The sequence below is a fragment of the Cedecea sp. B1(4) genome (assembly GCF_059414925.1).
The window spans coordinates 644989-664876 of record NZ_JCAHMZ010000002.1; the positions used below are offsets into that span (position 1 = coordinate 644989).

The 19888-nt window shown below is 56.3% G+C and carries 16 protein-coding genes; 13 read left to right on the plus strand and 3 right to left on the minus strand.

Annotated elements, in window-relative coordinates; translation table 11 throughout:
- The first annotated feature begins 43 nt into the window (after positions 1-43).
- Complete coding sequence (locus tag ACR6JA_RS06405; RefSeq protein ID WP_213714350.1) at positions 44-943, plus strand: LysR family transcriptional regulator; 900 nt, start codon at positions 44-46, stop codon at positions 941-943.
- Here ACR6JA_RS06405 and ACR6JA_RS06410 read toward each other — a convergent pair.
- Positions 920-1375: a GNAT family N-acetyltransferase gene (locus ACR6JA_RS06410; protein ID WP_494493118.1), complete on the minus strand. Its 456-nt coding sequence runs from the start codon at positions 1373-1375 to the stop codon at positions 920-922. The two genes, ACR6JA_RS06405 and ACR6JA_RS06410, sit on opposite strands and share 24 nt — an antisense overlap.
- Before the next feature lie 46 nt (positions 1376-1421).
- Positions 1422-3569 (minus strand): TonB-dependent receptor PqqU, encoded by a 2148-nt coding sequence (gene pqqU / locus ACR6JA_RS06415; protein ID WP_494493119.1) that lies wholly within the window; start codon positions 3567-3569, stop codon positions 1422-1424.
- A gap of 227 nt (positions 3570-3796) precedes the next feature.
- Here pqqU and ACR6JA_RS06420 point away from each other — a divergent pair, with 227 nt between their 5' ends.
- The 3 genes from ACR6JA_RS06420 to ACR6JA_RS06430 are packed head-to-tail and all read left to right on the plus strand — an operon-like array spanning position 3797 to position 5611.
- On the plus strand, positions 3797-4357 hold the full coding sequence (locus ACR6JA_RS06420; RefSeq protein ID WP_166863824.1) for a fasciclin domain-containing protein: 561 nt from the start codon (positions 3797-3799) through the stop codon (positions 4355-4357).
- 43 nt (positions 4358-4400) lie between these two features.
- A complete protein-coding gene (locus ACR6JA_RS06425) occupies positions 4401-4955 on the plus strand; it encodes an RNA polymerase sigma factor (RefSeq protein ID WP_213714344.1) in 555 nt (184 codons plus the stop codon).
- A complete protein-coding gene (locus ACR6JA_RS06430; RefSeq protein ID WP_494493120.1) occupies positions 4952-5611 on the plus strand; it encodes an anti-sigma factor in 660 nt (219 codons plus the stop codon). The genes ACR6JA_RS06425 and ACR6JA_RS06430 overlap by 4 nt, the downstream gene beginning before the upstream one ends.
- A gap of 91 nt (positions 5612-5702) precedes the next feature.
- On the opposite strand, the gene ansP is transcribed toward ACR6JA_RS06430, so the two are convergent.
- Positions 5703-7151 carry an L-asparagine permease gene (gene ansP, locus ACR6JA_RS06435; protein ID WP_039303133.1) on the minus strand — a complete coding sequence of 483 codons (1449 nt, stop codon included), beginning with the start codon at positions 7149-7151 and terminating at the stop codon, positions 5703-5705.
- A gap of 210 nt (positions 7152-7361) precedes the next feature.
- On the opposite strand from ansP, the gene ACR6JA_RS06440 reads away from it, so the two are divergent.
- From ACR6JA_RS06440 to ACR6JA_RS06480, 9 genes are all read left to right on the plus strand, one after another.
- Positions 7362-8489, plus strand: coding sequence for an efflux RND transporter periplasmic adaptor subunit (locus tag ACR6JA_RS06440; protein ID WP_494493121.1), 1128 nt, complete (start codon positions 7362-7364; stop codon positions 8487-8489).
- Complete coding sequence (locus ACR6JA_RS06445) at positions 8486-11542, plus strand: efflux RND transporter permease subunit (RefSeq protein ID WP_494493122.1); 3057 nt, start codon at positions 8486-8488, stop codon at positions 11540-11542. The genes ACR6JA_RS06440 and ACR6JA_RS06445 overlap by 4 nt, the downstream gene beginning before the upstream one ends.
- A gap of 2 nt (positions 11543-11544) precedes the next feature.
- Positions 11545-12231: a heavy metal response regulator transcription factor gene (locus ACR6JA_RS06450; protein ID WP_008458831.1), complete on the plus strand. Its 687-nt coding sequence runs from the start codon at positions 11545-11547 to the stop codon at positions 12229-12231.
- Positions 12228-13631 carry a heavy metal sensor histidine kinase gene (locus tag ACR6JA_RS06455; protein ID WP_494493123.1) on the plus strand — a complete coding sequence of 468 codons (1404 nt, stop codon included), beginning with the start codon at positions 12228-12230 and terminating at the stop codon, positions 13629-13631. The genes ACR6JA_RS06450 and ACR6JA_RS06455 overlap by 4 nt, the downstream gene beginning before the upstream one ends.
- Positions 13632-13823: 192 nt before the next feature.
- Entirely contained in the window at positions 13824-15011 is a 1188-nt protein-coding gene (etsA, locus tag ACR6JA_RS06460) for a macrolide efflux RND transporter periplasmic adaptor subunit EtsA (RefSeq protein ID WP_494493124.1), read from the plus strand.
- Positions 15008-16948 carry a MacB family efflux pump subunit gene (locus tag ACR6JA_RS06465; protein WP_213714332.1) on the plus strand — a complete coding sequence of 647 codons (1941 nt, stop codon included), beginning with the start codon at positions 15008-15010 and terminating at the stop codon, positions 16946-16948. Before etsA ends, ACR6JA_RS06465 begins: the two co-directional genes overlap by 4 nt.
- A 3-nt stretch (positions 16949-16951) precedes the next feature.
- The gene (etsC, locus tag ACR6JA_RS06470) at positions 16952-18322 is read left to right on the plus strand and encodes a macrolide efflux RND transporter outer membrane subunit EtsC (protein WP_494493125.1); all 1371 of its coding nucleotides are present in this window, start codon (positions 16952-16954) and stop codon (positions 18320-18322) included.
- 134 nt (positions 18323-18456) lie between these two features.
- On the plus strand, positions 18457-19359 hold the full coding sequence (locus tag ACR6JA_RS06475) for a DMT family transporter (protein ID WP_494493126.1): 903 nt from the start codon (positions 18457-18459) through the stop codon (positions 19357-19359).
- 84 nt (positions 19360-19443) lie between these two features.
- On the plus strand, positions 19444-19794 hold the full coding sequence (locus ACR6JA_RS06480; protein WP_494493127.1) for an MmcQ/YjbR family DNA-binding protein: 351 nt from the start codon (positions 19444-19446) through the stop codon (positions 19792-19794).
- The last annotated feature ends 94 nt before the right edge of the window (positions 19795-19888 follow it).

Here is a 19888-nt window from a genome sequence, read left to right on the forward strand (position 1 = left end):
TTTAATCTCAGATATAATGTAATTTTATATCTGGAGGCAAGCGATGCGCGATTTACGCAGTCTGGATCTTAACTTACTGAAAACCTTCGACGCTCTGCTGCAGGAACGCAGCGTGACGCGGGCTGCCTCGCGCCTGTCTCTGACACAGCCTGCCGTCAGCGGGATGTTGACGAGGCTGCGCGAAAGCTTCGACGATCCGCTGTTTATCCGCAGCCAGCGGGGCATTGTGCCTACGGAACGAGCATTACAGCTCGAGCAGCAAGTGAAACGCATCCTGCACGAAGTTGAACTGCTGCTGCGCCCGGCTGAGTTCGACCCTAAAACTTCTACGCTGACGTTTACCCTCGCGGCCACGGACTACGCATTACAGGCCATCGTGCTGCCTTTTATTAATGCACTCCGGCGTGAAGCGCCGAATATGCGCGTCTCGGTGCGCCCGCCGGTTGACGGCCAGCTTCAGCCGATGCTGGAAAGCGGCGAGCTGGACCTTTCCATCATGACGACTTTTTCGCTGCCGGCTGACCTCCACGTTCATACGCTGTACGAGGAGCAATACGTTTGTGCGCTGGGGCTGCAGCATAGTCTGGCGAGGCAGCAGCGGATCACCCTGGATCAGTTTTGCGCCTGCGATCATGCGCTGGTGTCGTGGAGCGGCGGGGAGTTTAGCGGCGTTACCGACAGCGCTTTGCAAAAAATAAAGCGTTCGCGGCGGGTTAGCCTGTCAGTGCAGAGCTTCTTATTTTTAACCGAGATTTTAAAAACCAGCGATCTGATGGCCGTGGTACCCGCGAGGCTTATTGCCGGACAAGCGAATATCGTCGGCCATCAGCCGCCGCTGGCGATCCCTGGTTTTACCAAAGTCGCCGCCTGGCATGAGCGCACGCATCACGACAGTGCGCACCGATGGGTAAGGGAGTTGTTATTTCGCAGCTGCGGGGCGTGATTTTTCCAGGCGAATATCTTCGCCGTCTTGTTCACCCACAGGCCGCCAGCCGTGACGCTGATAGAATGCGGCGGCGCGGCTGCCTGCCGCCGTTTCAAGCCAGATAATGGACTGTGGGGCAAACAGGAACGCCTCGGCTTTTTCCAGCAACAGTCTGCCGACGCCCTGGCCTTCAAACTGAGGCAGAACGAACATGGCAAACAGGCAGGCTTCTTCGGCAATTGCCATTGCAAACCCCGCGGGTTCACCGTCCACGTCTGCCAGCCAAATACATGGCGATTCGGCAATAATCTCGGCAATAGCCTGCGGTGTGATGCCCATTTCGGCCATTTCTTCGCGCGACAGATGATTCTCTTTGACGCTGGTTCGGATGGTGAAAATGGTCTCGATGTCTGCCAGGGTGGCATCCCGGAGGGTCAGGTTGGGTGACATAAAATTCCTTTTTAATCCCCCCCGACAAAAGCCGGAGGGAAAAAGCTTACTGGAAGCTGTAGCTGACGTTGACGCCCACGCCATAGTTGCGGCCCGGCGCTGGCTCAAAATAGCGGCCATTGCCTTCATTGACAATCACCGAGCCGACATAATCGCGGTCGAACAGATTATCAACTCGTCCCCAGATGTCAAACAACCAGTTTTGCCGCACGTGAAGCTTGTAGCCGGTGTTCAATCCCACGGTGGTGTAGGTCGGGGCTTTGGCGCTGTTCTGGTCATTCGCCTGGATATCGCTCATGTAGCGAACATCCGCGCCCGCATACCAGCCGTCTTCAGGCGCGTAGCCAAACGACGCGTAACCCATGTTGCGGGCGATGCCCGGCATTCGGTTGCCGCTGCAGTCGCCTGTTTTGCAAACATTGGTGCGGTAGGTCGCGTCCAGGTACGTCCAGGCCATTTTCAGCCGCCAGTCGGCGGCAAACTGTTGGTCTAAGGCGAGCTCTACCCCCTGGCGGCGAGTTTTACCGGCATTTTTATAGGTAGCGCGGCCACCATCGTTTTTATCGGATACTATCTCGTTATCGGTGTTGGTCTGGAACAGGGCGGCGGTGAACAGGCCATTGCCAATACGGTTTTTGCTGCCCACTTCAACCGTCGTGCTGGTGGAGGGCTGCAGGGCGAAGTTAAGCCCCGGCTTGCCGTCACTGCGGTAAGAAAGCTCGTTAATGGTCGGCGTTTCAAACCCACGGCCAGCGGAAGTGTAAATATTCCAGCCGTCGGTGACGGCATATTTCAGCGAGGCCGCAGGCAGCCACTTGTGATAGCTGGCGCTGCCGCTGTCGTCTCCGTTTGTCCCGACGATGTAATAATCGTTGGAATCAAAATAGACCGAGCTGTAGCGCACGCCCGCATCCAGGCTGAGTTTGTCGGTGAGCTGCCACGTGGTTTGCAGGTACGGGTCGAGGTTCCACATCAGATTGCGTTCGTTGCGGCGCAGATTGCCCTGTTCGCCGAGCACCGTGGCGCCGTTCACCGTCACAAAATTCTCGTAGCCTTTACGCTTCTCGGTCATCGTCTCGTAGTCGAGCCCGGTGGTGAAGCTGACCGGCACGCTGCCGAGTTCGCCGTTGTGCGTCCAGCGGGTATCGATGCCCTGATAATGCCTTGCCAACTGAATCACGCCGCCTGGATGGTTTGCGTTTTTTTGCACTGACACGGGAATGGACTGATACTGCGTTGTTTCGCGCACGCCCGCGTACATCATCACGCTCAGGTCATCGTGCTCGCTGAGCTGGCGGTCGTAGCGCAGTCCCCCCTGGGTTTGCTTCGTTGTTTTTCGCGTATTGAACTGATCGGCGCGGGGCGCCTGCCTCGGGTTGGCGCGCCACTCTTGCTCGGTCAGGCCGCCGGGATCGTTGGCGTCAATATCCACGCTGTTGAACAGCAATGTCAGCTTGCTGACGTCATTCAGACGAACGCCGAGCTTCGCATTCCCTAGATTCTTCTGCGCGCTACTGCGATCGCGGTAGCCGTGAGTGGTAAAGCGCGAGGCGGAAATCGCATAGTCCACATCCCCGGCCTGCGTGCCGTCGCCGGTGGAGCCGGTGGCTTTCACGCTGTTGCGCCAGCTGCCAAAGCTGCCGTAGTAACTACTGGCCTCGATCGTCGGCGGCTGGCGGCCTGTTTCCGTTATGACGTTAACCACGCCGCCGGAAGAGTTACCGTAGAGCGCGGAAAACGGGCCGCGAAGCACTTCCACGCTGTCCACGCTGTTCAAGTCAATATTGGACGTTTGCCCCTGGCCATCGGGCATCGTGGCGGGAATGCCATCCACATACATGCGCACGCCGCGCACGCCGTACGTCGAGCGTGAACCAAAACCACGCACGGAAAGCTGCAAATCCTGAGCATAGTTTTGGCGGTTTTGAATTTGCAGGCCCGGTATGCTGCCGAGGTTTTCCGACAGGTTTATCCGTGGGGCGGCCTGGCGCAAATCATCGCCATACACCACGCTGACCGCAGCTGGCGTATCGAGCTCAGAAACGGTTGTCGGTTTAGCGGTGACCAGCAGCGTAGATTCGTCTTTGGGCTGTGTTTCAGCGGCTTGCGTAAAACCGGGAGTGACAGCCGGGATCAGAAGAAGGGAAAGGACGGTTTTATGCGTGTGACGTGTTTTTTTCTGGGGTTTCTTCATCGGGGAGTGTTTTACGGTATGCGCAATTGTCAGGATTGTGAACTGTATATGTTAGTTCCTGTGTTTAAGTTTTGAAAATTATTAGCGCACGTAACGTTAACAATAAGTTATGACTGATGAAATTAACGGCGAAATATTTTTTATTTTTACTGCATCCAGCGGCACACCCTCAGCCGTATATCAGACTGTGAGCAACTCTCTTGCTCCCTACAATTGAGGAATTCAACATGAACAAGTATTTTGCTTCCGCCGTGTGCGCCTCTGCTTTCTTCAGTACGCTGAGCATTGCCTCAATGACGAACGATTCCGTAATGGTCGGCGGGGCAGCGATGTACCCGTCAAAGAATATTGTTGAGAACGCTGTGAATTCTAAAGATCACACCACGCTGGTTGCGGCGGTGAAGGCCGCAGGTTTAGTGGATACGCTGGAGAGCAAAGGGCCGTTTACCGTCTTTGCCCCAACTGATGCCGCGTTTGCCAAACTGCCGGCGGGCACGGTCAGCAACCTGGTGAAACCTGAAAATAAAGCCACGTTGACCAGCATCCTGACATACCACGTGGTGGCAGGGAAATACGACATGAAAGCGCTGGAGAAAAAAATCCAGCAGGGTGGCGGCAGCGCAGAATTAAAAACGGTGAACGGCCAGCCGCTGTGGATCATGAACAATGGCCCGCACAATATTCAGATTAAAGACGGGAAAGGCAACATCGCCAATATCAGCACCTATGACGTGAACCAGAAAAATGGCGTGATAGACGTGATTGATACCGTACTGATGCCGAAGTGAGTGTCTATACTCGATCCAGGCCCGTCGCCTGGTCGAGAAAATTATGGATAAAACTCTGGTAGAACAGCAGGTAAAACTGATGCGGGCGGTTGCTGAAGGCGACCGCCGCGCATTTGAACAACTCTATCGCCTCACGTCCCCCCACTTGTTTGCCGTGGCGCTGCGTACCGTGCAGCGCCGGGCGTGGGCCGAAGAGATTCTGCACGATGCTTTTCTCACGGTATGGAATAAAGCCTCAGGCTACGATCCGTCCATCAGCGCCCCCGTAACCTGGCTGACCCACATCGTTCGCAACCGCTGTATCGACTGGCTGCGCAGCGGCCAGTCCCGCGCGGCAAATCAGGAAGACGAACTCGGCGACAACGCGGCCGACATTGAAAATGAAGGAGACAACGGCTGGTGCGATGAACAGCAGGCAGGTCGTCTGCGCGGTTGCCTGGACAATTTGACCAGCGAGCAGCGGCAGAGCGTGGTGCTGGCCTACTATCAGGGGATGTCCCACGGCGATATTGCCGACTGGCTACAGCAGCCGCTCGGCACGGTGAAAAGTTGGATCCGCCGGGCGCTGGATCACCTTAAGGATTGCGTCGGACTATGAACAGCAGCCAAGAAATAGATAACGCACTGGCCTCTGAATACGCGCTGGGCACGCTGCGCGGAAGTGCCCGGTTGCGCTTCGAAGAACGTCTCCATGCCGAGCCGGATCTCGCCGCGCTCGTGGGCCGCTGGCAAACCCTGCTTGGTGGGCTGGAAAGCCAGACTCAGCCGCAGCTTCCGCCGGAAACGGTGTGGAAGAAAATTCAGCTTAGCCTGCCGCCCGAACGTAATGCCGTTGTGCGCTCGCGTTGGAACTGGAACTATCTTGGCTGGGCGCTCGCCGCCGGGCTTGCTGCGGTTGCGCTGGTGCCATACTTCAGTAGCAAAGCACCGGAGCTGGCACCGCTTATGGTGCTTAACGGTGCCAGCCAGCAGGGGCAGTGGCTGGTTAGTGCCGACAGCGACCGTAAAACGCTGCGCCTGACGCCGTTGCAGCTGGCCTCCGTCTCCGCCAGCAATAGCCTGCAGCTGTGGGCTATCCCGGTTGGCGCGAAGCCCGTCTCGCTTGGACTTTTGGACAGTAAATCGGTGACCCAGGTGAGTAACGGAAACGTGACATTGTCACGAGGTATGACGATCGCCATCAGCCTGGAGCCGCAGGGCGGTTCGCCAACCGGGCAGCCAACGGGGCCGGTCGTCTACAGCGGGGTGTTGTGAATAAGTTTACTGCGAATGTGATGGCGATGAAGGCGATAGCGGGGACACGTATTCCCTCTCCCCGGTCGGGAGAGGGTTAGGGTGAGGGGCACTACTCGTGGTGATCGTGAACCTGCTGAGCCACTTCATGCACGCGCTTACGAGCGCCAAACCAGCCCAGCGTCAGCAGAATCGCCAGCACCGGAATAGAAGCAATCGTGAACGTCCCGTTCGGGTAATCCATCGCCATCAAGACCAGCACGCCAAGCAGGAACAGCAGCGTCAGCCAGGAAGTAAACGGCGCGCCCGGCAGCTTGAAGCTAACGTCGTCCGCTTTCCCTTCTTTAATCGCCTTGCGCAGGCGAATCTGGCACAGCACGATAAACGCCCAGGAGGTGATGATGCCCAGAGACGCCATATTCAGCACGATCTCAAACACCTGCGAAGGCACCAGATAGTTGAGGAACACGCCAAGCACGTACACGCCGCTGGTGACCAGAATCCCGGCATACGGCACCTGATTCTTGCTCATTTTCGACATGAACTGTGGCGCGGAACCGCCCATCGACATCGAGCGCAGAATACGCCCGGTGCAGTACAGGCCGGAGTTCAGGCTGGAGAGCGCGGCGGTTAACACCACGATATTCATCACGTCGCCGATGTAAGGCACGCCGAGCTTCGAAAAGAAGGTCACGAACGGACTTTGCCCTGCCTGATAGGCGTTCCAAGGCAGCAGCAGAACCAGCAGCACCACGGAACCAACATAGAACAGGCCGATACGCCAGATAACGCTGTTAATAGCCTTCGGCACCATGGTTTTCGGGTCTTTACATTCCCCGGCGGCGGTACCCACTAATTCGATAGAGGCGAAGGCGAACACTACGCCCTGAATCAGTACCAGCGCAGGCAGCAGACCGTGGGGGAAGAGACCGCCGTTATCGGTTATCAGATGGAACCCGGTGCTGTTACCGTCAATCGGTTTCCCGGTGCCGAGGAAAATGGTGCCGACGATCAGGAAGGCAACGATAGCCAACACTTTGACCAGCGCAAACCAGAACTCCATCTCGGCGAACCATTTCACGCCAATCATGTTCATCGCCGCGACCACGGCCAGCGCGCCGAGGGCGAAGACCCACTGCGGCACATCGCCGAACGCGCCCCAGTAATGCATGTAGAGCGCCACGGCGGTGATGTCCACGATACCGGTCATCGCCCAGTTGACGAAATACATCCAGCCGCAAACGTAGGCGGCTTTTTCACCGAGGAATTCACGGGTGTAGGAGACGAAACTTCCGCTGGACGGGCGATGGATAACCAGCTCGCCCAAAGCGCGGAGGATGAAGAAAGAGAAAATGCCGCAAACCAGATAAATTAACGCCAGCGCGGGCCCTGCTGCCTGCAGGCGCGCACCTGCGCCGAGGAACAGGCCGGTACCGATGGCACCGCCGATAGCAATCATCTGCACGTGGCGATTGCTCATCGCCTGGTGATACCCCGAGTCCTGAGAATTCAACCAGCGTCGTTTGGCGGCGCGGTGTTCCGCTTCAGTCTTTGTTTTCATTGAGATTCCTGTCTGCCTTTGAGTTAAAAAGCGCCGTCCTTTTCCGCCCGTTAATTCTGGCTGCGGAGGCCGTGAAAAAGAGGGCGAGGAATCCTGGCAGAAAATTGAATGAGAAGCAAAATTACAAACTTGTCATTTTAGTGGCGGCGTTCTGTTGGTGTGACGGGCGTAACATTCCTGCTATACCGGGACTCAGAGAAGCGCTGCATCATGAACATAAAATGGTCAAAAAAAGGGCTGGCGATGGCCTGCGTGCTGGCGGGGGTGGCGGGACTTTGGCTGTACTCCCAGGCTTCATCGCCAGCAACACAAAAGAAAACGGCGCTGCCGAAAGTTAGCCTGATAGCCGCGGCCAGCCAAACGCTGCCGCTAACGTTCTCCACCCAGGGGCATCTCGTGTCGCTCAATGAGGTGGATATTCGCGCGCAAATCACCAGCCCGGTGAGCCAGGTTGCCTTCCACGAAGGGGATTTTGTTAAGCAAGGGCAACTGTTGTTTGTGCTGGATGATGCCGAAGAGCAGGCCGCGCTGGGTCACGCCCAGGCCCAGTTGGGGGTAATTAAAGCCGAGCTGGATAAAGCCGCTCGCGACCTCAGCCGTGGCCAGCCGCTGCTGAAAACCCACTACATTTCGTCTTCAGACTGGGATGCGCTGGTTAGCTCGCAACAGCAGGCGGCGGCGCAGTACAAGTCCGCCCAGGATGATATTCACACCGCCCAGGCGCAGCTCGCCTATACCCGCATTTACGCGCCAGTTAGCGGCAAAACAGGCGCATTGAACGTGCACATCGGCAGCCTTGCACAGCCGGGCAGTACGTTACCGATGATCAGTATTAATCAGTTTGACCCGATTGGCGCAGAATTTACCCTGCCGGAGCAGGATCTCAACGCGGTGGTCGCCGCGCAGCATCAGGGGCCGGTAGAAGTGCAGGTGACCGACGCCAGCGGAAAACCGGTGACCGGCACGCTTAGCTTCATTGATAACACCGTCAGCCAGGACAGCGGCACGGTGAACTTTAAAGCCCGCTTTGCCAATGGTGAAAACCAGCTCTGGCCTGGGGCCTACCAGAACATTACGGTGAGCGCAGGGAGTACGCCGAATGTCGTTGTTTTACCGCCTCAGGCCGTACAGGACGGCCCCGACGGGCATTTTGTCTACGTTATCGACGCCCAAATGCACGCCACAACGCAACCGGTCACATTGTTGCGCATCCAGCAGCAAATGGCGGTGGTGAGCGGCATTCAGCCCGGCATGAAAGTGGTGCTGGAAGGGGCCAACGCCCTGCGCCCGGGAATGGCCGTGAAGGTGGTTAACGCGCCAGCGGGGTCTGCATCATGACATTTGCCGAACAATGCCTGAAACGGCCGATTGCCGTGATGCTGCTGTGGCTGGCGGTGATGGTCGCCGGCGCGGTGTGCTGGTTTAAACTGCCCATTGCCGCGCTGCCCAACTACGACACGCCGACGATTCAGGTCAGCGCTTCGCTTTCCGGTGCCAGCCCTGAAACCATGGCTTCGTCGGTAGCGACGCCGCTGGAGAAAAAGCTGTCGACCATTCCCGGCGTGGTGAACATGACCTCCAACAGCCTCGAGGGCGCCACGACTATCGTCATTGAGTTCGATCCGTCCCGGGATATTGATTCGGCAGCGGTGGACGTGCAGTCCGCGCTGTACCAGGCGTTAAAACAGCTGCCGTCGCAGATGACCACGCCGCCGTCATTTCGAAAAATTAACCCGGCAGATGCGCCGATCATTCAAATTGGCATCGATTCCCCGTCGATGGAGCTGTCTGACCTGAACCGCTTCTCGGATGACCTGATCTCACCGGCGCTTTCCACACTGAACGGCGTGGCGCAGGTGACGGTGCTGGGGCAGAAACGCTATGCCGTGCGCGTGGAGGTGAACCCGGACAAGCTGGCGGCGACAAATCTGACGCTGGAAGATGTGCATACCGCTCTGGCAAACGCCAATAACAACTCGCCGATCGGTGAACTGGACGGTAAACGCCAGATGGTGATGCTGCAAACCAGCGGCGATCTGCGCAACGCGGCAGACTTCGCCAAAGTTATTGTCGCCACGCGAAACGGCCAGCCGGTCAGGCTATCAGATGTGGCCACCGTGCAGGACAGCATCGAGAATACGCTGAGCTACAGCGCCGTGAACGGTAACCGCGCGATTGTACTCAGCGTGCAGCGTCAGCCTGGTGCGAACATTGTTTCTACCATCGATGCCATTCGCCAACTGATGCCTAAACTGCAGGCGCAAATGCCGTCGTCGGTGAGCGTGAAGTTTCTGAATGACCGTTCGCTGTCGATCCGCGCGGCGATTCATGACGTGACGTTAACTCTGCTGTTGACCATCGCCCTGGTGGTGATGGTGATCCTGATGTTCCTGCGCCATATTCGGGCGACAATCATTCCGGCGCTCAGCCTGCCAATTTCTCTGCTCGGCGCATTCGGCCTGATGTACGCCTTTGGCCTGAGCCTCGACAATATCTCGCTAATGGGGTTGACCATTGCTGTAGGCCTGGTGGTGGACGACGCGATTGTGGTGCTGGAGAACATCATGCGCTACATGGAAGAAGGGGAAACGCCGTATCGCGCCGCGCTGAAAGGGGTGAAAGAGGTAGCGTTCACTGTTATCTCCATTTCGCTTTCCCTGGTGGCGGTGTTTATTCCGATCTTCTTTATGCCGGGGACAATAGGTCTGCTGTTCCACGAGTTTGCCTATGTGGTGTCGCTGACGATTCTGGTTTCGGCTGCAGCATCGTTGACCATTATTCCTTTGCTGGTCCCTAAACTTATTCGCGAGCACACGCCGGAAGACAAACCTGAACCGCGCTGGAGCCAGGTCTTTGAGCGTGGGTTCGAAGCGCTGCGCCGCCAGTACGGGAACGGGCTGGAATGGGCCGTGTCTCACCGCGTGATTATGATCGGCGTCGCGCTCAGCACGATTGCGCTGACCATCGGCCTGTACTGGTTTTCACCGAAGGGCTTCTTCCCGCAGGAAGATATCGGGCAGATCACCGCCAGCATTGATGCGCCGCAGGATATGTCCTATCTCGGTCGGCTGGGCGTGGCGCAGCAGTTGGGTAAAACGCTGATGAAAGATCCGGCCGTCAGCGACGTACTGACCCGCGTTGACCACGACACCACGCAGTTAAGCCTGACGTTAAAAGATCAAGGTCAGCGCCCGCCGCTGGATGCAGTGCTCAAACAACTGCGCTCTGAAACCGGCTATTTACCGGGCATAAAAGTTTACTTCAGCCCGGTGCAAAACCTGCGCGTGGGAGGCCGCAGTGCGAAAAGCAGCTACCAGTACACGCTGCAGGCGGTCAGCAGCGGCGATACCAGCCTCAACGACTGGGCCAACCGGCTGATGGCAGAGATGCAAAAAAGCGGGGTGTTTGTCGGCCTGAATACCGACGCCCAGCTCAACGGGCTACAGGCGCAGTTGGTCATCGACAGAAACAAAGCTTCGCTGATGGGCGTGGATATTCAGCAGATTCGCGACACGCTGTATGACGCCTTCGGCACTTACCAGGTCTCCACGATTTATGCCCCGGAAGACAGCTATGAAGTGATCATGGAAGTGCAGGAGCCGTTCCGGCAGGACGAAAGCGACTTGTCGAAAATCTATGTCCGGTCATCAAGTGGGGCGCTGCTGCCGATCACCACCTTTACGACGATTTCGCGCGCCCAGGGCGTGACGGCGGTCAACCACCAGGGACAGTTGCCGGCGATTACGCTTTCGTTCGACCTTGCGCCGGGGAAATCGCTGTCGGATGCGACGGCGGCCATTGCCCAGGCCCAGCAGGCGATTCATCTGCCGTCTTCGGTGTTTGGCACCTACGCCGGGCAGGCGGCGCTGTTCCAGCAGTCCCAGAGCAGTCAGATCTGGCTGATTGTGCTGGCGCTGGCGGTGATTTACGTGATTCTCGGCGTGCTGTATGAAAGCTGGATCCACCCGCTGACCATTCTGCTTGGCCTGCCGTCGGCGGCAGTGGGCGCGCTGCTGGCGCTCAGGCTGTTTAATCTCGATCTTACGTTTATCGCGATGATTGGTATTCTGCTGCTGATAGGTATTGTCAAAAAGAACGCTATCATGATGATAGATTTCGCGTTAGTGGCGCAGCGTGAACACGGCATGACGCCGCATGATGCGATTATGCAGGCCTGCTTGCAGCGGTTCCGCCCGATTATGATGACCACGCTTTGCGCCATCATGGGGGCGATCCCCATTGCGCTTGGCCTGGGGGCCGGGGCCGAGCTGCGCCAGCCGATGGGCGTGGCGATTGTCGGGGGGCTGTTGTTCTCGCAGCTGATCACCTTGTTTATTACGCCGGTGCTGTTCCTGCTGTTTGACGGCAACCCACAAGGAACGAAGGAGTGACGATGAAAATTCTGCTGGTGGAAGATCAGAAAATGGCCTCGGAGTACATTGCCAAAGGGCTGCGCGAGAACGATTTCGTGGTCGACGTCGCCGGGAACGGTATCGACGGCCTGCATTATCTCCTGACTACGGACTATGACCTGGCGATCCTGGACGTGATGCTGCCCGGTATTGACGGCTGGAAAATCATCGAAATGGCGCGTCAGGCCGGAAAACAGACGCCCATCATGTTTCTGACAGCGAGGGATGATGTGGAGGACAGAGTTCACGGCCTCGAACTGGGCGCGGAAGATTATCTGATCAAGCCCTTTTCCTTTAGCGAGCTGCTGGCGCGTGCGCGGGTGATTCTGCGCCGTTCCGCGCCGCCCACCGCCATTCTTGAAGAAAATCTGCTGCAGGTGGGCGATCTGAAGCTTGATTTTCTGCGGCACAAAGTGTCCCGCGCCGGGGTGCGAATAGAGCTGACGCAAAAAGAATTTTTGCTGCTAAGCCTGCTGATGCGCCGCTCGGGCGAAGTGCTCTCCCGCACGGTGATTGCAGAGCAGGTGTGGGACATGAATTTTGATCCGGAAACGAACGTCATAGACGTCGCCATCCGCCGCTTGCGCAACAAAATTGACGATGGTTTTGAGGATAAATTACTCCACACCCTGCGCGGCGCGGGGTACGTGCTGGAATTACGCGGATGATAAAACTGTCGCATTTGTCGATCACGGCGCGCCTGACGCTCTACTTCTCCGTCACGATGGCCATCGTGCTTTACAGCGTATCCGGCGTGCTTTATTCGACCATGCGCCAGCAGCTCAACCATAAAGATGAGCTGGAGCTACAAAGTTCCATTCAGTTCCAGCAGGAAATTGCTACGGCGATTGGCGAGCGGCAGGACAACGGGGAAGAGTGGCAAACCGAGCTGCTGGAGTCCGTGGTACGGCAGGAGCGCCTGTCGCTGCGCATCTTCAGCCCGGAAGGTAAGGTGTACGCGCAATCCAACAATATGGTTATTCCTGAGCAGGATTTTCCGCTGCCGGGCCCCGGGTTTAGCTACCGGGAATGGCATTATCGTGCGGAGAATATCCGGCAAAAATACTTAATTACGTCCACGCTGTTCACCCTGAAAAATAACCAGAAATGGCTGGTGCAGGCGGCGCTCAACGTCTCCGGCAACAACGAAATTATCAACACCTATTACAAGCGAATGCAGTTTTTCGCCGCGCTGGCGATTCTGCTGTTTGCCGCCTTTGGCTGGTGGCTTGCCCGAAGGGGATTAGCGCCGCTGCGCACGATCACCACTGAAATTGAGAAAATTCACGCCAACGATTTGCACACCCGAATCCTGGATCAGCGCTGGCCGCCAGAGCTGCACGCGCTGGCGGCGTCGTTTGACCGCATGATGATGCGGCTTGAGGCCTCGTTCCATCAGCTAAATCGCTTTTCCTCGGACATTGCCCACGAGCTGCGCGGGCCGATCAATAACCTGATCTCTGCCGCCAGCGTCATTCAGACCAAAGATCGCAGCGTCGAAGAGTACCAGGAAACGCTGGCCGCCATTGTGGAAGAGGGCGAGCGGCTGTCGCGGATGATCTCCTCCATGCTGTTCCTTGCCAGGGCAGATAACAGCCGGGGAGTGCTGAATGCCGAATGGCTAAGCAGCCCCCATGAATTCGAAAAACTGATTGGTTTCTACGACATTCTGGCAGAAGAAAAAGAGATCACCCTCGAAAGCCGGGGGGACGTTTCATTCTATGCTGACCAGCAGCTTATCCAGCGGGCGCTCTCAAATTTGCTCTCTAACGCCCTGCGCCACACGCCTGAAAAAGGGCATATCACGCTCAGCGCAAAAATTGCCGATGAACGGGTGATATTGAGCGTGAGTGATGATGGCGAAGGCATCAAACCCGAACATCTGCCGCTGATTTTTGATCGCTTTTTCCGGGGAGAAGCCTCCCGCAGCGCCACGGAAAACACCGGACTGGGGCTGGCGATTGTGAAAACCATTGCGGAACTGCACGGTGGCAAAATCAGCGCGGTCAGCGAGCCTGGGCGAGGTAGTACCTTCACATTATCTTTGCCGCGGCATGAAACGGTTTAAAAACGGCAGAATAATCTCTGCTCGCAGGAACAATACTAAGCGGAATGAGTCTCAGTGAGGTAAACAGGTAGCCTTTTGTGCCGACCTGAATAAAATCCAAACAGATGAAACGTGTTTAGCTCCAGTAGAGACTGGGGCGTTCACTATGAGTTTCTGGGATCATCGCTTTTATTGTTATGGAAAACCTGCCCAATGCTATTGAAATACTTTTCTCGCCGTGCCATTGCCGTGGCCGTGGCGCTGATAATTGCCCTTACCATCGCTCTGTTCTTCTTCCTCAGAAGCCCCGATATACCTGATTATGTCACGGCTCCTGTACGCAAGGGCGATATCGAAAACGCTGTCCTGGCAACCGGGCGAATCGACGCTATCGAACGCGTTAACGTCGGGGCGCAGGTTTCAGGCCAGGTCAAGTCGCTCAAAGTGAAGTTGGGCGACCATGTCACCAAAGGGCAGTCCATTGCCGACATTGATGATGTGCCGCAGCGTAACGACCTGCGTAACGCCGAAGCCGCACTCAATGTAGTCAAAGCCGATCTGCAGGCTAAACAAGCGCTACTGAAACAGTCTGAATTGCGGTTCAAACGTCAGCGGCAAATGCTGAGAGAAGACGCCAGTTCGCGCGAGGATTATGAGTCTGCGGAGGCTACGCTCGCCACAACACGGGCGGAATTGCTCTCTCTGAATGCCAAGCTTGTCCAGGCGCAAATCGAAGTAGATAAGAAAACAGTCGATCTGGGCTATACCCGAGTCGTTGCGCCAATGGACGGAGTAGTTATTGCCGTGGTCACGCAGCAGGGGCAGACGGTGAACTCCAGCCAGAGTGCGCCGACGATTATCAAGCTGGCTCGTCTCGATGTGATGACCATCAAAGCACAGATCTCTGAGGCCGATATCACCCGTATTTCTCCAGGACAAAAGGCCCGTTTCACGATTTTCTCTGAGCCGGACAAGCACTATGACGCGACGCTGCGCACCGTTGAACTGGCGCCAGAGTCGGTAATGAAAGATGACTCTCTTGCCGGGAGCAGTTCGGCATCAGGGTCTGGCACCTCAAATGCTTCCGTTTACTACAACGCTCTGCTCGACGTGCCTAATCCAGAAAATCGCCTGCGTATCGCGATGACGGCACAGGTCACGCTGCTGGCCGGTGAAGCCAAAGATGCGCTGCTGGTCCCGATTCAGGCCGTGCATAAAGTTGAAGGGAATAAGCAGGAGGTGCAGGTGCTGCTGGCTGACGGCAAGCTGGAGGCCCGAAAGGTGAAAACCGGGATCACCAACAGCGTGGATATTCAGATCCTCGAAGGACTAAACGTCGGGGAAAATGTCGTGCTGTCACAGCCGGGTGAGAAAGCGCCTGGGGAAGGGTTTGTTCTGTGAGTAACATCATCGAGCTGAAGGGCATTAGCCGGACCTACGGTAACGGCGGCCAGGCGCTGACCGTGCTGAAAAATATCGATCTGACCATCGCCGCCGGAGAAATGGTGGCGATCATTGGTGCATCAGGATCGGGTAAGTCGACCCTGATGAATATCATGGGCTGTCTCGACGTACCCGACAGCGGCGATTATTACATTGGCGGGCAAAATGCCGCTCAGCTTTCGCCGGATGAACTGGCCCGGATTCGGAGGGAGCATATCGGCTTTATCTTCCAGCGCTACCATCTGATGCCCGACCTTAGCGCGCTGGGCAACGTTGAGATCCCGGCTATTTACGCCAACAGCGAGCGTGACAAGCGCCGACTGCGTGCCGCTGCACTGCTTGGCAGGCTGGGCCTGGAAGGGCGTGAGCACCATAAGCCCGGCGAACTGTCTGGTGGCCAGCAGCAGCGCGTGAGTATTGCCCGGTCGTTGATCAACGGCGGGGAAATTATTCTGGCCGATGAGCCAACCGGCGCGCTGGATTCTCAGTCAGGCCAGGAGGTCTTAGCCATCCTGAGCGAACTTAACCAGCGTGGTCATACGGTCGTGATGGTGACCCACGATATGAAGGTGGCCCAGCACGCTCAGCGCATTATCGAACTGCGGGACGGTGAAATTATCGCCGATAGCGGCAGCAAGGTCACCGCCACGCAAACTTTGCCGCCGCCTAACCGTACCCGCCAAAGCCGCTGGCAAAGTATGCTCGACCGCACGCGTGAATCGCTGCAAATGGCGCTCAAAGCGATGAATGCGCATCGTTTACGCACCACGCTCACCATGACCGGGATCATTTTTGGTATTGCCGCCGTTGTGACCGTTGTGGCACTGGGCGAGGGCGCGAAGCAAAAGACGCTGGAGAATATTAAAGATCTGGGCACCAACGTGGTGAGTATCTATCCCGGACGAGATTTCTTTGATGATAGTATTGAGGGCATTCGTACTCTGGTGCCGGCTGACGCGGAGGCGCTGGCAAAACAGGGATTTGTCGATAGCGTAAGCCCGGAGGTAAGTGCCTCAGACAACATTCGTTTTCTGGGTAAGTCTGCAACCGCGTCTATCAACGGCGTAGGGCGAGATCACTTCCGCGTTAATGGCATTCAGCTTCTGGAAGGAACCACCTTCAGGGACGACCGTACCGCCCTGCAGGAGGTCATCATTGATGAAAATGCCCGCAAAGCGCTGTTCGACGCCGCCGGATTACAGGCGCTGGGGCAAATTGTTTTTCTTGGTTCCGTGCCGGCACGGGTGGTGGGCATTGCCCAAAGCAATAACCGGAGCTACGCGCCAAATCGCATTACCGTGTGGATGCCCTACAGCACGGTGATGTACCGCATGGTAGGCAAACCGGTGCTGACCAGCATCAGCGTCCGTCTGAAAGACAATGTGGCAAACGAAGCGGCGGTGAGCGCTATCTCCCAGCTACTTACTCAGCGCCACGGCGTAAAAGATTTCCAGCTCTATAACTTCGAACAGATCAGAAAATCTATCGAGCGTACCTCGATGACCTTCAGCATTTTAATTCTGATGGTTGCCTGCATCTCGCTGATGATCGGCAGTATCGGCGTGATGAACATCATGCTGGTGTCGGTCACCGAACGAACCCATGAAATCGGCGTACGTATGGCGGTAGGCGCCCGGCGGAGCGACATCATGCAGCAGTTTATGATTGAGGCCGTATTGGTCTGCCTGATTGGCGGCGCGTTAGGTATTGCGCTGTCGTATGCCGCCGGGGCGCTATTTACCGCCCTGGCCGGCGGGATGTTCACGGCTATTTATTCGTGGCAGGCCGCCGCCGCCGCGTTTTTCTGTTCAACATTAATCGGCATGATCTTCGGTTATCTCCCCGCCCGCAAGGCGGCAAGGATGGACCCGGTCGTTTCACTGGCCAGCGAGTAACCTATGAAATTTTTATCACCTTTGGCTTTGTGCCTGGCTACCGCGCTGAGCGCAGGCTGCGCAAATACGCTTAAAAGCGACTATCACGCTCCGGAAGTACGCTATCCCGCCAGTTGGGACAAGAGCGATGCTACCCGCGACCTGGCCCCGTTTGACTGGCAAGCGTTTAACGATCCCCACCTGGATAACTGGCTGCGTCAGGTCATGGCCAGCAACACCGATGTGGCTCTCGCCGTGTTGCGCCTGTACCGGGCGCGACTTGATGCGGAAAGAGTCGGCATCATTAACGATCCTGGGCTAAAAGGCTCGCTGGGCGTGGACGGAAAAAATCAGCTGAGCAACGCATCCGGCTGGACAAAAAGCAGTTCCACCAGTCTTAGCACCAGCTACGAGCTGGATCTCTGGGGAAAAATTGCTCGCCAGCGCGATGCGGCAGAGTGGGCAAGCCGCGCCAGCGCAGAGGATTTGCGCTCCGCAAAACTGACGCTGCTTTCCGAAGCCAGTAATAATTACTGGCATATTGGCTTTGTGAACCAGCAGATTGCCGTCCTCCAGCAGAGCATTGGCTATGCGACAGAGACGCTCCGCCTGGCCAACGCACGCTATCAGGCAGGCGGAGCCTCTTCACTCGATGTGGTTGATGCGCAACAAAGTTTGCTGGCACAGGAAAACCGACTCACCGCCCTGCAGCGCGATCGCCTGCAGGTTCTAAATCAGCAGGCCGTGTTGCTGGGTACCGCGCCGGGCAGTCCGAGGGTTGAACCCACTACGTTACCCACAGGCAGGATGCCGCAGGTTAATGCGAATATCCCTGCCAGCGTGCTGATGCATCGGCCCGATATCAGCGCTAAAGAGTGGCGGGTTCGTGAAGCTCTGGCCACCGTTGATATCCGGCGCACTGAATACTATCCCGCCTTTAGCCTGACAGGCTCTCTCGGCACCGGCAGCAGCTCGTTACTTACGGTGCTGCATAATCCGATTGCTTCCGTTGGGGCTGGCTTGACGTTGCCGTTCCTGGACTGGCGGCAGCGGGGCGTGGAGGTAAAAATTGCCCGCAACGATTACGAGCAGCGAGTGCTTGAGTTTAAACAGTCGCTTTATAAGGCGATGAGCAGCCTTGAAGATGAACTCTCCTTGCGCGATCAGCTCCTGGCTCAGGAGATAAGACTCCAGGAGGGGCTGGATCTTGCGCGTAAGTCTGAGCGGTTGAATGAGGTACGTTACCGGCAGGGCGCCGCGCGTATCTCATTCTGGCTAGATGGCCAGGAGAAACGCCGCCAGGCAGAGCTATTGCTGGATGAAAATCGCTTTAATCAGTTCCAGAATCTGGCAAAAATTTATCTCGAGTTTGGCGGGTCGTCTGCTTTCCCCTAAATCTTGCTAACTAATTCTCCCCAAATAGAAAACGGTTTTTCTTTCGCGGATGCTCGTTTAAATTCTTGCTGGCTGAACGGGGTTCAGCCAGAAAATAATAAACAACCGTATATTTTATAGGGAAGGGTGAAGGCATGCGTGTGTCAGATTATATCCGGCTGTTATTTCTTGCCGCGGTGTGGGGAGCCAGCTTCCTTTTTATGAAAATAGCGGCGCCAGAGTTCGGGGCGGTAAATACGGCCTTTTTAAGGGTGTTTTTTGGCTTTACAGGGCTGGCGGTGATTCTGTTCACTCTGAGATCATCCTTCCGCTTTGAAGGGAAATTCCGTTCGGCGCTTATTCTGGGCGCAATTAACTCCGGGCTGCCCTTTTTTATGTATTGTCTCGCCGCAAAATGGTTACCTGCCGGATACTCCGCCATTTTAAACGCCACCACGCCGCTAATGGGCGCCATTATTGGCTTCTCCTTCTTTAGTGAGAAATTAACGCCGCGAAAATGGCTGGGCGTAGTGCTGGGCCTGGCGGGGATAATGGTGATTACTTCGGTCGGCGACGCGCACTCCAGCGAGGAGAAGATCGCCGGAATTATCGCCTGCCTGGTGGCCACGAGTTGCTACGGTGTGGCAGGCTTTTTAACCCGCCGCTGGATCTCCAATAAAGGCGGGCTTGACCCTAAAATCGTCGCCTTCGGCAGCCAGGTCGGGGCCACGCTTTTCCTGTTTCCATTTTTTGCCTGGAGTGTGGCGACCGGCCCGGAAATAAACTGGCTGCAGGGTGATGTCTGGCTCAGCGTGCTGGGCCTGGGGATCCTCTGTACCGCCGTGGCCTATATTTTTTACTTCCGCTTAATTGCTGATATCGGGCCGTTACGCAGCCTCACGGTGACTTTTCTCATTCCACCGTTCGGTGTGTTGTGGGGCTACCTCATTTTGCACGAAACCATTAGCGAAGCGTTTATCATCGGGGCAGCCATTGTTTGTTTCTCTGTCTGGCTGGTCATAAGCCCGGACAAGAAAACGCACACCGCAAAAAGTTAACCCGGGCACCGGCTGCGAATAATTGTGGTTATACTAGCCGCGAGCCCGGATAAGGTTTCCGGGCTACGCTGTGAAGGAAAAACGATGCAACGAGAAGCGCTGTTCACTGCGGTATTTGACCGGTATCAGGTCGAGCCCGACTATCCGTGGGACAAGTTTAAGGACTACGCCGTGCTGCGCCATCGCTACAAGCGCAAATGGTTTGGCGTGGTGCTGAGTATTTCCGCCACAAAACTGGGGCTGGAAAGCGATGAAGTCATCGATATTCTCAACGTCAAAGTGATGCCTGGCGCCGTTGGCTCGCTGAGAATGCAGCCGGGTATTTTACCTGCTTATCATATGAATAAAGAGCATTGGGTCACGGTATTAATTGACAAGGTGCCGGATGAATTAATCCTGGGGCTGATCGACGAAAGTTTCGGCCTGACGCGTTAATTTGATTCACCCCCGAACATTGTATGGAACAGAATGCCCGGGGGCATATTACAAATAATTTTTCGCTATTTTAATGACCGTTTTTTTGACTGGA

Coding starts and splice junctions, on each gene's coding strand:
- ACR6JA_RS06405 (WP_213714350.1), top strand. CDS start 44: ATGCGCGATTTACGCAGTCTGGATCTTAACTTACTGAAAACCTTCGAC.
- ACR6JA_RS06410 (WP_494493118.1), bottom strand. CDS start 1,375: ATGTCACCCAACCTGACCCTCCGGGATGCCACCCTGGCAGACATCGAG.
- pqqU (WP_494493119.1), bottom strand. CDS start 3,569: ATGAAGAAACCCCAGAAAAAAACACGTCACACGCATAAAACCGTCCTT.
- ACR6JA_RS06420 (WP_166863824.1), top strand. CDS start 3,797: ATGAACAAGTATTTTGCTTCCGCCGTGTGCGCCTCTGCTTTCTTCAGT.
- ACR6JA_RS06425 (WP_213714344.1), top strand. CDS start 4,401: ATGGATAAAACTCTGGTAGAACAGCAGGTAAAACTGATGCGGGCGGTT.
- ACR6JA_RS06430 (WP_494493120.1), top strand. CDS start 4,952: ATGAACAGCAGCCAAGAAATAGATAACGCACTGGCCTCTGAATACGCG.
- ansP (WP_039303133.1), bottom strand. CDS start 7,151: ATGAAAACAAAGACTGAAGCGGAACACCGCGCCGCCAAACGACGCTGG.
- ACR6JA_RS06440 (WP_494493121.1), top strand. CDS start 7,362: ATGAACATAAAATGGTCAAAAAAAGGGCTGGCGATGGCCTGCGTGCTG.
- ACR6JA_RS06445 (WP_494493122.1), top strand. CDS start 8,486: ATGACATTTGCCGAACAATGCCTGAAACGGCCGATTGCCGTGATGCTG.
- ACR6JA_RS06450 (WP_008458831.1), top strand. CDS start 11,545: ATGAAAATTCTGCTGGTGGAAGATCAGAAAATGGCCTCGGAGTACATT.
- ACR6JA_RS06455 (WP_494493123.1), top strand. CDS start 12,228: ATGATAAAACTGTCGCATTTGTCGATCACGGCGCGCCTGACGCTCTAC.
- etsA (WP_494493124.1), top strand. CDS start 13,824: ATGCTATTGAAATACTTTTCTCGCCGTGCCATTGCCGTGGCCGTGGCG.
- etsC (WP_494493125.1), top strand. CDS start 16,952: ATGAAATTTTTATCACCTTTGGCTTTGTGCCTGGCTACCGCGCTGAGC.
- ACR6JA_RS06475 (WP_494493126.1), top strand. CDS start 18,457: ATGCGTGTGTCAGATTATATCCGGCTGTTATTTCTTGCCGCGGTGTGG.
- ACR6JA_RS06480 (WP_494493127.1), top strand. CDS start 19,444: ATGCAACGAGAAGCGCTGTTCACTGCGGTATTTGACCGGTATCAGGTC.